The organism is Fredinandcohnia quinoae, assembly GCF_022427965.1.
Taxonomy (GTDB): Bacteria; Bacillota; Bacilli; order Bacillales; family Bacillaceae_L; genus Ferdinandcohnia; species Ferdinandcohnia quinoae.
The window spans coordinates 241,532-253,626 of record NZ_JAKTTI010000002.1 but is presented as its reverse complement, the minus strand read 5'-3'; the positions used below and the strand labels follow the sequence as shown (position 1 = coordinate 253,626).

Genomic DNA, 12,095 nt, shown 5'->3' with positions numbered 1-12,095 from the left:
TTGATAGAAAGTGTGTAATATGTAGAAGAAATATGATCCATTCGAAAAAGTATGCACCACCTATTCAGATTATATTTAAAATGAAGAACTTTAAAAATTGAAAAAAAAGGACGTTCATTATGTATTTAACAATAAAAGAAACAGCAGAATTTTTATCAGTTCCTGAGTCACAAATTAAAATGTTAATCCAACAAAAACGAATACGAGCTTTATTCGACGGCAAGGAGTATCTAATTAATAAGGAGCAATTCGCTACACATTTGGAACAAGTTGAGAAGTATAAAAAGTTATATGAAGAATGGCTTAGTGAGCCAATTCCAGAAGATATTGATGTGAAGGATGAAGATTAAATTGAAAATACAAACGCATAGAGTTGTCATCCTCTATGCGTTTATAGTTAATAACCTTTTTTGTAATTTACAACATTAACGGTTGGTCCATCTCCAGCTATATAACCCTTAAGATTCGGGATAAATATATCCTCGATAACTCTTTTTGTATAATGTTCGGTCGAACCAGATGTATGTGGTGTAATAATTACATTTTCGAAATCCCAAAGAGGGCTTTCCTTAGAAAGGGGTTCCTTTTCAAATACATCGAGACCAGCCCCAGCAATTTGTTCTGTGAGTAGTGCGTTAATTAAATCTTCCTCATTCACAATTTCACCCCTGCCAATATTGATAAAGAATGAAGTTGGCTTCATGAGATTGAATTCTTTCTTGTTAAACATGTGATGGGTTTCTTTCGTAAGTGGTAATGTCACAATGACGTAATCACAAGCGGGAAGTATTTTATGAAGCTGGTCGGGTGTGTACATCTCATCAACAAATTCTTCAGGTTTCCCAGAATGACGAACACCAAGGACAGTCATCCCAAATGCTTTTGCAAGCTTCGCAGTTTCCTTGCCAATTGCTCCAACACCAATGATCCCGACAGTCTTTTCATGAATTTCAAGCTTAAGGTCTGAATGATGCCATTTTTTCTGATTCTGGTTGTTAACATATGTATGGATTTTACGAGTTAGGCCCAGCATTAAAGCGAAAATAGTTTCTGAAATTGGATATGCGTGAACTCCATTTGCACTAGTAAGTTTGATATTCTGTGCATCTAATTCTCTTAATGGCAAGCTATTTACTCCCGCACTCCACGTTTGAAGCCAATGAAGCTTGGAACCGCTTTGAAGACAATATTCCTGTATCTCCTTTTTCCACCCGACTATGATTTCTGCTTCTTTTAAATGGCTTTCCCAAATTGAAGGATCTCTCCCTACAATAATTTCCCAATCTGGAATCACTTCTTTTACCATTTTCACATATGTATCTTCAAGATTTTGAGTGATTATAAGCTTTGACATGATTATTCTCCGTTCTATGACTATTTTTTCAAAAAATCTCTAGAATGAAAGCATTAAATTAATCATATCTTAACTATCACAAAATCATCAAGGAACGATCCTATAGTACATCTAAAAAGATGAAGGGATTTTAAAAATCATGTATTTTTTTGTCCACATCTCAGTAGAAATAATTATCTGATTATCATCTTTTATGAAAAAAAGTCCTGCACCTTCTTGAGTTTGATATGTATATCCATTGTTCTCCATCAACTCAATTATCCTTTCCATACCATTTCCTTTGTCGAATTCAGTGATGTAATAGAGGTAATCATTATCAGATGTTAGAAAGGTAATATTTTTAGAAGATGATTGGAGTTTTTCAAGGATATCATTTTTATTGATTGCAGTGATTGGGGAATCAGGGTAAAATCCAACTCGAAACGTATTATAGAGAACGAATAGTATGATGATGCAAAATACGAATCCAATTGTTTTATTAGCCACCATAATCACCTCTCTATATATGACGAATAAAGTGATAGTCTAGTTTCGGATTACCAGGAAATTAATACAATTGTAATAGAGTGGTAATAATTGTAATCTAGATAATAGCTTGAATGAATTTGTCTTTTTGAAAAGTTCGATTTTTCGATATGTCTAATACCATTAATGTGCTAATATTTAGTGTAACGAAATTAAATAGGAGATTTTATGACTTAGTGCAGGATAAGGAGGGAATACCTTGAGTCAGTTAGTAAAAGAGCCATTATGGAGTAAATCCTTCATTATGTTAATGTTCGGTAATTTATTTGTCTTTATGTCTTTTCAAATGCTAATCCCTACATTACCACCGTACATAAAATCAATTGGAGCAACAGGATTAGAAATAGGCTTAGTTACGACACTGTTTTCGATTGGGGCAGTACTTAGCAGGCCATTTATTGGGTATATGCTAGAATACAAGGCTAGAAAGTCACTTGTACTCATCGGTGCTGTTGCACTATTAATTATTACGATGATTTACCCACTTTCACAAATTGTCTTCGTCTTCTTAATGTTTCGGTTAATACACGGCTTAGCATGGGGTTGGTCAACAACTGTGAATGGGACGGCAGCTGTTGATATCGTTCCGAATTCACGACTAGGTGAAGGAATGGGTTATTTTGGACTGTCAGTAACAATCGGTATGATTATTGCACCAAGTCTAGGAATCTTTTTGTACCAGGTCACTTCCTTTACAAACCTCATTATTATTTCAGTTATACTTGGGATTATTGCAATTGTTCTTTTATCAATCGTCCGTTATCGAACACCGGAATCTGTGAAAAATACAAGAAAAGAAGAATTGAAATTTTCCTATTTCGGATCATTAATTGAAAAAACAAGTTGGTATCCAGCATTTGTTACAATAATTGCTACATTTGGATATGGATCGATAGCCACATTTATTGTTATTTTTGGAGAAGAACGTGGAATAGATAAAATCTTTCTATTTTATTTGTTCAATGCAATTATGGCTACTGTATCTAGGCCAATTGCCGGAAAGTGGTTTGACCAAAAGGGACCAAGGGGTATCGTTCTTCTTTGCACATCACTGACGTTCATCGGAATGTGGGTACTTTCATATGCACATTCAAATTTATTCATTGCGGTTGCAGGTATGCTATTCGGAATAGGATTTGGATCGTTACTGCCGACGCTTCAATCTTGGACTTTATCACTAACACCCGCAAATCGTCGTGGTGTCGCAAATGGAATGTTCTACTCTGCGATTGATCTTGGAATTGGGTTGGGTGGTCTTGTATTTGGAGTACTTGCACAATTTATGGAAACAGCAAGGTTATTTCAAATCTCGAGTATGTTCTTACTTATTGTTATCATCGTAACTATGCTGGAAGGACGAAAACGAAAGATAATTAAACAGCAGACGTTATCATCTTAATGAAAACTCACCGATTGGTGAGTTTTCTATGCTTTTAGATCAAAATTCAAGTAGACTAATAGGTAAAATCTATGAGTGACCGGGAAATAATAAATTAGGATCCATTTTTGAGATTTTCATCCAGCAATTTTTACTGATATGCACGATAGCGGAGAGATATGCTCGTTAGCAAAAAAATATGCACGAAAGCAAAGGTATATGCTCGATATCCGAGAGATATGCACGATAACGAAGGGATATGTACGAAAGCAAAAATACATGCATGATAGCAAAAAAATTTGCTTGATAGCCTAACGCTATGTTCCATACATAGCGAAAACAGATACTAGCGCATTCCACAGCGAATAGAATAGAACGATTATTTTCAAACTCACCGGCTAATTCTCCGACTTATTATAAATTGCAACATATATTCCATGAATCTTCTTCGAAAAACTTGTTACCAAAAATCAAACTTTCTATGAATGTGAAATAAATCACATACTGATTACCTTGATTAGTTGTATGATAAAAACATAAAGAATGCTCACTATTGAGCAAACTAAAGATAACTATTTAAACCATTGTAATGGAGGTCATAAAAATGAAAGCATGGAATGGTTTTACAGCGGGAAAGTGGCAAAAGGAGATAGATGTAAGAGACTTCATTTTGCAGAACGTTGAAACTTATATAGGAAATGATGAATTTTTAGAAGGCCCTACAGAAAATACTGAGAAGCTATGGGACCAAGTAATGGAATTGACAACGAAAGAGCGTGAAAATGGGGGAGTCCTTGATATGGACACAAAAGTTGTATCAACGATTACTTCTCACGCTCCAGGTTACTTAGATAAAGTAAAAGAACAGATAGTCGGTTTTCAAACAGATCGACCATTCAAACGGTCTTTGCAACCATTTGGTGGAATTCGAATGGCAATGGATGCAGCAACATCTTATGGCTTTGAGGTTGATCAAGAAGTGGAAAAAATCTTTACAGAATATCGTAAAACCCATAATCAAGGGGTATTTGATGCATACACTCCAGAAATGAAGCTTGCTAGAAAAGCGGGGATCATCACTGGGTTACCTGATGCATATGGCCGGGGTAGAATTATTGGGGATTACCGAAGGGTTGCACTCTACGGAGTCGATCGCTTAATAAAAGAAAAGCAAAGAGATCTTAATCACCTAGGTAATGGCATGATGTCTGAGGAGATCATTCGTGACCGTGAAGAAATATCTGAGCAAATTCGTGCACTAGATGAGCTTAAACAAATGGCATTAACATATGGTCATGATATTTCTGAGCCTGCAACCAATGCAAAGGAAGCATTTCAATGGCTATATTTTGCATACCTTGCTGCGATAAAGGAACAAAATGGCGCTGCGATGAGTCTTGGTCGTGTATCTACATTCTTAGATATTTATATTGAAAGGGACTTGCAAAATGAACAGTTAACAGAAAGAGAAGCACAGGAAATTGTTGACCACTTCATTATGAAGTTACGACTAGTTAAGTTTGCAAGAACACCTGATTATAATGAACTATTTAGCGGAGATCCAACATGGGTGACTGAATCACTGGCAGGTGTGGCATCGGATGGACGTCCACTTGTAACAAAGAACAGCTATCGTTTCCTTCATTCTCTAGATAATCTTGGCCCAGCACCTGAACCAAACTTAACTGTATTATGGTCTGTTCATTTACCGGATAATTTTAAAAAGTATTGTGCCAAAATGTCTATAAAAACAAGCTCTATTCAATATGAAAATGATGATATTATGCGTGAAACATATGGAGATGATTATGGTATTGCATGCTGCGTATCTGCGATGACAATTGGCAAGCAAATGCAATTTTTTGGAGCAAGGGCAAATTTAGCGAAGGCACTCCTATATGCGATAAACGGTGGTGTCGATGAGAAATTAAAAATCCAGGTTGGACCAACTTATTCACCAATTTCTACCGAGTATCTAGAATATGAAGAGGTTGTTCAAAAATATGATAAGATGCTTGAATGGTTAGCTGGGCTTTATGTAAATACATTAAATATCATTCACTATATGCATGATAAATACAGTTATGAGCGCCTAGAAATGGCATTACATGATCGTGAAATTTTACGTACAATGGCTTGCGGTATAGCAGGTTTATCAGTTGTTGCAGATTCACTTAGCGCGATTAAATACGCGAAAGTAAAAACAATTCGTGATGAAAATGGAATTGTTATAGATTATGAGATTGAAGGGGATTTCCCTAAATACGGTAATAATGATGATCGAGTGGATGACATTGCGGTAGAGCTTGTGAAAGAGTTTATGAATAAAATTAAAAAGCACAAAACATATCGCAATTCTGTTCACACTCAGTCTATCTTAACGATTACTTCTAATGTGGTCTATGGAAAGAAAACAGGGAACACACCTGATGGGCGTAAAGCAGGAGAACCGTTCGCACCTGGGGCAAACCCACTTCATGGACGTGATACAAATGGTACATTAGCTTCTTTAAGTTCAGTAGCGAAATTGCCATATGAATATGCATTAGACGGAATCTCAAATACATTCTCAATCGTACCAAAAGCTCTAGGTAGAGAAGAGGAAACAAGAATTAGTAATCTTGCAGGCTTACTTGATGGTTATGTCATTAAGAAAGGGCATCATTTAAATGTGAATGTATTTGATCGTAAGACATTATTAGATGCGATGGATCACCCGGAACTTTATCCACAGCTAACGATCCGAGTATCTGGATATGCGGTTAACTTCATTAAGCTAACAAGAGAGCAACAAATCGATGTCATCAATCGTACATTCCATGAAAGCATGTAGGAAATGAAATGCAAGGAGGACGACTAGCATGAACGGACGAATACATTCAATTGAAACGTGTGGAACACTTGATGGGCCGGGTCTACGCTATGTTATTTTTACACAAGGGTGCTTGCTCAGATGCCAGTTTTGTCATAATCCAGATACTTGGAAACTCAAAGCAGGGAAGGAAATGAGTGTTACAGATATTATGAAGGATATTAAAACATATCTTCCTTTTTTCCAAGCATCGAATGGCGGTGTGACTGTAAGTGGGGGCGAGCCCTTATTACAGGTCGAGTTCCTAATTGAGCTTTTTAAAGAATGTAAAAAGCTTGGGATTCACACAACGATTGATAGTTCTGGTGGATGCTTTAATCGTTCTCCTCACTTTCTAGAAGGATTAAAAGAATTACTAACCGTGACTGACCTTATTTTATTAGATTTAAAGGAAATCGATACGGTTAAGCATAAGTATCTAACTGGTATGGGGAATGAGCATATCCTTGATTTTGCTAAGTATTTGTCAGATAAAAAGGTTCCAGTCTGGATTAGACATGTCCTTGTGCCAACCATAAGTGATAATGATGAGGACTTAATGAAGCTATCAGCATTCATAAAGACGTTAGAAAATGTAGAAAAGATTGAAATCCTTCCTTATCATAAGCTTGGAATCTATAAATGGAAAAACCTCGGACTCGAGTATAAGCTTGAGGGAGTAGAGCCACCAACAGAAGAACGTGTGAAAAATGCAGAACAAATATTAATCGGGATGAAATGAGGGTGTGGAATAACCACACCCTCATTTTATTTTTTCAAAATATAGCCAAAGAAGGTATTAATTCGTTACAATTTAGCTTAAGAGTTTAACTTTATTCAGCAGATGTCTTCCACTTCTATAAGTGGTGAGATGAATGCAAATCACTATCCAATTCAGTGGGGGTTTAAATCCCCACTGAATAAAGTTAAAGCCTCCGGCGGATGCCTCAGATTTTTAAAGGAAGCTTTTCGAGCAAGCTCGAAATAATCTGGGCGCAAATGCGCCAAGGCGCATTTGATTAGGAAGGAGTGAACAAAGTGTTATTTTTCAAAAAGATTTATTTCAAAGCGATACAGATGAAAAATCGGATTGTTTTCTTAGTCACATTTGCCTTTATCTTTTTTTCAGGATTCATTATGTATCTGTTGGAGCCGGAAACATTCCCATCTATATTTGAAGGTATTTGGTGGACAATGACGACAATGACAACCGTTGGATATGGAGATGTTTCCCCGGCAACCGTAATTGGGAAAACATTCGCGATCCTTTTTGTCTATTTATTTGGCATTGGTTTATTTGGATTAATCATTGGTAAAATAATCGATTCATTTACAAATCATAAACAGATGAAGGAGGCGGGGAAATTGGATTATAAAGGAGAAAATCATTTTGTCATTGTTGGATGGACAAGAAAGTCAAAGCTTTCCATTAAGGAAATGTTAGAAAATCGTAATGGCCAGGAGGTTGTTCTAATTGATTCGTTGGAAAGCTCCCCTATTGAACATGAACGTTTTCACTACATACAGGGAAGTGCAACCGATTTTGCAATTCTCGATAAAGCAAACATTTCAAAAGCAAGCTCGATTTTGATTTTTGCGCCAGATTCAATCGAGGAGCCTGATTTGGCAGATGGAAGAACCCTATTGATTGCAACTTCAATTGAGCGTTATGATGTTCGAACAAAAGAAGATATTTACACAATTGTTGAAATATTAAATGAGGAGCATGAAGAAAATTTTGCCCATGTGAATGTTGATGAATTCATCTCATCACAGCAATCAATTTCGCGATTGATGACAAAAGCTGCATACAATCATACGAAAAATATATTGAAATGAAAAGAAGCAGAACCTAAGCGAGGGTTCTGCTTCTTTTATTGAATTAATAAGTTAAACATCCTGCAACGACAAATCCAATGGAAACAGACAGGAATAATAAAAATAAACCAACAGATTCATTGTTGTTATCAATAGATTCTGTGATGCTAAACTTAGGTGTTAATAATTCAGCTAGTAAAAAGACAAGAATTTGAGTAATAATACCAATTCCACCCCAAAGCAACATATCAGTAAGTGAAACAGAATTTGAAATGGCCGAATATAACACAATTCCTAACCCTAAGAGGCGGCCACCTAATGAATAAGCTGCAGCTTTGTTACCGGAAGCTATCAATTTAAATTCCTTATTTTTCGTTGTTACCTCAAATAACCATAAGCCGACTAATAATAGAACAATACCTAACCCAATATAAGCTAAATAATTTAATAAAAGATCCATTTTTTATCCCCTCTACCTGTTTATTTTGGAATCCCAATTGGTAAAAAATAAGATTCATTTCCGGTAATCTGCCCGCCTGCTCGAATACCAATGGCACTTGCTTTCCCAGCAATAAGAAAGCTGCCGAACATATAGTTTAATCTTTCATTACCTTGTTCGGTTTGGAGGTGAATTGAAGGCAATTCAACAAATTTTTGATAGATTGGTAGCTCATCCTCGTAATTTTTTCCGACATCCTCTAAGAGTACATCACGATTCTTTGCATAAATTTTTACCGTATCACCTTCTCTGCCAAAGGAGGGCTTTTGCACATATGAAGTGTTCCCTAAAAAGGAATCAGGTTCTAAATATGTTGGCAGCATGTATGATTGAATCCACTCTTTTTCTTCGTCAGAAAAGAATTCGTGATTTTCCTCAAACAGGCCCCAAATTAAGGCTTGAACGGCTTTAGACTGAATGAGAAAAGAAGAGATTGGATTAACAATTGCAAGCTTACCTTCCATAACCAATTTTAATAACTGAATACCAACTTTATCACCTGATCGTTCATCTTTATCATGAATGAGATGTTCAAGTGGATAAGTTTGTCTATATAACACATCAATCTTACAACCATCCGAATCAAAGACACCATGTTCATTAATAAGAAGTTCATGAAGCGGGATACAGTTAGCAGGTACATTCGAAATCTTTTGCAAATACCGGGTCGTATTCCAGTCCTCACTATGATCAGAGTGTGCTGTGAATACGATATTTGCAGGACGGTCAAGATTCATTGCTTTATAGCTTTCATGAATTGCTTTTCGTATTGCCGAGGCTAATTGTCTTTCAAAGCCTTCATTAGGATTTTTGAGTCCGAAGTGGTCGCACACTTTTTGATTAATAGAGAAGCATTCCTTAATGAAGGTCGGAGTATCACTATTAATCTCAAGAACCTTATAGCCGTCATTTGTTTTTACTAGATCTAACCTTGCAATGATAGATTCCGGTTGAATAACTTTGTGTCTTACAAATGACAACGTTTCTTTAGGCATTCCTAACTGTAATAAAGTTTCATCAGGAAGCTGTCTAAGTAATTTTGCTGTCTTAAAAAACAACTCACCGACACGTTCAGATACCTGATGTATGATTGAAACTTCGTCACTTGAAATCGGAAAGGCATGATAGAGGCTGTATTCCTTGTTGTATAAATCGTGCCAGAAGTCAGGTATTTTTTTATAAAAGGCATTACGTTTTGTTTGATAAATATTCGTCGAGTGCAACATTGCTATCCGCCAAAGCCACCTTTTGATCCACTACCAAAGCCACTTTTATATGAGGACTTATATGATTTATAGGAGCTTGATGCTTTCAACTTCTTAGATCCTTTGTAAAATGAACCCCCATAAAAGTAATGTCCCCTGTAATTTGAATCATCGTCATCACATTCCCAAACACCTAAATTCTCATCCCATTCCCAGTCATTACATGAGTCGGTATCTGGCATTGGAGGTCTATCACTTAAGTCAGATGAACAACCAACCATGGAAACGGTGAAAATAGAGGAAATAACACCAGTTAACAGCTTTTTTGTTTTATTTTCCAAAAGAATCCCCCTAAATTGTAGATAATACAATATTAATATTCACTCTTTTTAGTATAATGAAAAAAAAGGAAAAAATATAGGAAGTGAAGTGATTTTTTTGAAAAAATTAGAATATCGACTCAATGATAAGTGGAATCACTTTCCGGCAATATTTCATTATGAACAAATACAGGAAGAGGAATTGATCTGTCGGATGTCATGTGGATATTATGTGAAAGAAAATAAGGTGTACAAAGCAATTTCTAATGCCCTTGAACCAAATGGAATGGTTGTTATTTACGTTGAAGAAGCAGGAGCATCAGTTAAAAATAATGAGGAAAAGGTTTATTCCGGAATTGGATTTGAAATCAGAGAATTAAATGGTAACGAGGCACGACTGATCAAGGCAGAGGAGCATGATATGCATCGAGATGTTCAATTGTCGTTACATAGTGATTTCCTTTATATTCCGAGAAAAGGAAGCACGATTGTCGCACTAGAATTCAAGCTAGATTCCTTGGAAATAGATGAGGACCGAAACTGTTATGTGTATTATGGGACATTTACCGGTGAAGAATTATATTGATGGAAATAATAGATAAGAGTGTGGAATAAACACACTCTTATCTTACTTAACTTCGAATTCAATTTTAGCCTCGATATTAAACTGTTGCTCTGTTCCATATTCCTCTGTATGAAAACTAGCATTACCTTTAACTTCATATTGCCCAGTAGGAAAATCATCACCTTTTAAAAACTTTTTCATAAACTTAACATATTCTCCATCATCCTGGTCGCTATATCCACCACTTTTCGTATAAGGCTCACGTAGCGGTTCTCCCTTTTTGAGAGTTGTTTGAATTAACGGTTGAATCATTGGATAAGGAATTTCATAATCTCTCGTCTTTTCCGTCATATCAAAATAAAATGGGGAGCCTGCATGAAAAATTGATATCGAATCTTGGTCTCCGATGTACTCTAATTCAGCATATAATTTGACCGGTTCCGCTTCTTTGTATAATTCTTTCTCGGATACAAGTCGATAAACAAAATCACCTTCTGTTGTCTCTGCTTCCATTATAAATGTTGAATTCGCCGGGCCTTCCTTGGTGGAACCTCTTTCATTATTACCACAACCACTGATTAAAACTAAACATAAAGAAAACGATAGGAGATAAAATGCCTTTTTCATTGCACACCTCTTTGGACGTCTTTTCTCGATAGTACCATATGATTGTATGTAACGTGGTATCGTTTTAGGAATTTTAACAAAAGAGGTAAGAGTCTAAGTATAGATACGTTGTTTCGTACCCAATAATTGTAGTAATATACAATTAACTGCTACGAGCTCGTATAGTCTGTAAGGTTAACTAATCTTGTAGGGTGGTGAATTGAATGTCTGAAAGAAAGGCTCAGCAAAGTTTGGAAAATTTAAAAAAGGCTTTAACTCGTCTGGAAGAGGCTTTGCAGGAAAAGGATACAAATAGTTTGTATATAGACGGAACGATACAACGCTTTGAATTTACGTTTGAACTTTTTTGGAAGACCGTCAAAAGATTGCTTCAAATGGAAGGAATTGAAACGAAGACCCCTCGTGAAACTTTAAAGCATGCCTACTCTGTTAAGTGGCTTAAAAATGAACAAGCATGGTTACAAATGCTTCGTGATCGAAATGAGACTTCACATCTTTATGATGAAGCGAAGGCAAAACAAATATATGAAAATATAAAAGGGTATTTTCCTGAATTAAATGATACATTTATAGATCTGTCGGAAAAGTACGGTGATTCAGGGAGTGATGATGAGTCATGATCCCGAAAAAGGTATTAGAGCAGCTACAACACATAGGCCAAACTTATAAAAAAATAGATGAAATTATTCTTTTTGGTTCAAGAGCATACGGTGATTATAGTGATAGATCAGATATTGATCTTGCAATTGTTGCACCAGATATACCCGCAAAAGAATGGTTGGAATTGGTCTTCGAATTGGAAGAGGATTTATATACATTGTTATTGTTAGATATTGTTAAGTTTGATGAGGCTTCTGATTCATTAAAAACCGAAATATTAAAAAGTGGCAAGGTATTGTATAAAGCGGTTAACGAAAAATATCAATGAATATTTAATTAGTCTGGGAGGTACA

At 35.9% G+C, this 12,095-nt stretch carries 14 protein-coding genes; 8 read left to right on the top strand and 6 right to left on the bottom strand.

Going from position 1 to position 12,095, the window contains the following annotated elements:
• The first annotated feature begins 119 nt into the window (after window positions 1-119).
• Window positions 120-350: an excisionase family DNA-binding protein gene (locus MJG50_RS03070; protein ID WP_240252569.1), complete on the top strand. Its 231-nt coding sequence runs from the start codon at window positions 120-122 to the stop codon at window positions 348-350.
• Between the two features lie 47 nt (window positions 351-397).
• Here the strand turns inward: MJG50_RS03070 and MJG50_RS03065 are convergent, their stop codons facing one another.
• Together MJG50_RS03065 and MJG50_RS03060 are read right to left on the bottom strand one after the other, a co-directional pair.
• Complete coding sequence (locus MJG50_RS03065; protein WP_240252568.1) at window positions 398-1,354, bottom strand: D-2-hydroxyacid dehydrogenase; 957 nt, start codon at window positions 1,352-1,354, stop codon at window positions 398-400.
• Between the two features lie 111 nt (window positions 1,355-1,465).
• Window positions 1,466-1,840, bottom strand: coding sequence for a hypothetical protein (locus tag MJG50_RS03060; protein ID WP_240252567.1), 375 nt, complete (start codon window positions 1,838-1,840; stop codon window positions 1,466-1,468).
• A 283-nt stretch (window positions 1,841-2,123) separates the two neighbouring features.
• Between MJG50_RS03060 and MJG50_RS03055 the strand changes: the two genes are divergently transcribed.
• The 4 genes from MJG50_RS03055 to MJG50_RS03040 all read left to right on the top strand — a co-directional run bounded on the left by MJG50_RS03055 (window position 2,124) and on the right by MJG50_RS03040 (window position 7,947).
• A complete protein-coding gene (locus MJG50_RS03055; RefSeq protein WP_240252675.1) occupies window positions 2,124-3,278 on the top strand; it encodes an MFS transporter in 1,155 nt (384 codons plus the stop codon).
• 583 nt (window positions 3,279-3,861) lie between these two features.
• Window positions 3,862-6,090 carry a formate C-acetyltransferase gene (pflB, locus tag MJG50_RS03050; RefSeq protein ID WP_240252565.1) on the top strand — a complete coding sequence of 743 codons (2,229 nt, stop codon included), beginning with the start codon at window positions 3,862-3,864 and terminating at the stop codon, window positions 6,088-6,090.
• 28 nt (window positions 6,091-6,118) lie between these two features.
• A complete protein-coding gene (gene pflA, locus MJG50_RS03045) occupies window positions 6,119-6,850 on the top strand; it encodes a pyruvate formate-lyase-activating protein (RefSeq protein WP_240252564.1) in 732 nt (243 codons plus the stop codon).
• A 296-nt stretch (window positions 6,851-7,146) separates the two neighbouring features.
• On the top strand, window positions 7,147-7,947 hold the full coding sequence (locus tag MJG50_RS03040) for an ion channel (protein WP_240252563.1): 801 nt from the start codon (window positions 7,147-7,149) through the stop codon (window positions 7,945-7,947).
• Window positions 7,948-7,990: 43 nt separating this feature from the next.
• Here MJG50_RS03040 and MJG50_RS03035 read toward each other — a convergent pair whose 3' ends face one another.
• The 3 genes from MJG50_RS03035 to MJG50_RS03025 are packed head-to-tail and all read right to left on the bottom strand — an operon-like array spanning window position 7,991 to window position 9,911.
• Entirely contained in the window at window positions 7,991-8,386 is a 396-nt protein-coding gene (locus MJG50_RS03035; protein ID WP_240252562.1) for a DUF350 domain-containing protein, read from the bottom strand.
• A gap of 20 nt (window positions 8,387-8,406) precedes the next feature.
• Window positions 8,407-9,651, bottom strand: a complete 1,245-nt coding sequence (locus MJG50_RS03030) for a glutathionylspermidine synthase family protein (RefSeq protein WP_240252554.1) — start codon at window positions 9,649-9,651, stop codon at window positions 8,407-8,409.
• A gap of 2 nt (window positions 9,652-9,653) precedes the next feature.
• Window positions 9,654-9,911, bottom strand: a complete 258-nt coding sequence (locus MJG50_RS03025; protein WP_240252673.1) for a hypothetical protein — start codon at window positions 9,909-9,911, stop codon at window positions 9,654-9,656.
• A gap of 157 nt (window positions 9,912-10,068) precedes the next feature.
• Here MJG50_RS03025 and MJG50_RS03020 point away from each other — a divergent pair, with 157 nt between their 5' ends.
• Window positions 10,069-10,536 (top strand): hypothetical protein, encoded by a 468-nt coding sequence (locus MJG50_RS03020; protein ID WP_240252552.1) that lies wholly within the window; start codon window positions 10,069-10,071, stop codon window positions 10,534-10,536.
• A gap of 42 nt (window positions 10,537-10,578) precedes the next feature.
• Here MJG50_RS03020 and MJG50_RS03015 read toward each other — a convergent pair whose 3' ends face one another.
• Window positions 10,579-11,142, bottom strand: coding sequence for a hypothetical protein (locus MJG50_RS03015; protein WP_240252549.1), 564 nt, complete (start codon window positions 11,140-11,142; stop codon window positions 10,579-10,581).
• A 203-nt stretch (window positions 11,143-11,345) separates the two neighbouring features.
• On the opposite strand from MJG50_RS03015, the gene MJG50_RS03010 reads away from it, so the two are divergent.
• Both MJG50_RS03010 and MJG50_RS03005 read left to right on the top strand, forming a co-directional pair.
• Window positions 11,346-11,762: an HI0074 family nucleotidyltransferase substrate-binding subunit gene (locus MJG50_RS03010; RefSeq protein ID WP_240252548.1), complete on the top strand. Its 417-nt coding sequence runs from the start codon at window positions 11,346-11,348 to the stop codon at window positions 11,760-11,762.
• Window positions 11,759-12,070 (top strand): nucleotidyltransferase domain-containing protein, encoded by a 312-nt coding sequence (locus MJG50_RS03005; RefSeq protein WP_240252547.1) that lies wholly within the window; start codon window positions 11,759-11,761, stop codon window positions 12,068-12,070. The genes MJG50_RS03010 and MJG50_RS03005 overlap by 4 nt, the downstream gene beginning before the upstream one ends.
• The last annotated feature ends 25 nt before the right edge of the window (window positions 12,071-12,095 follow it).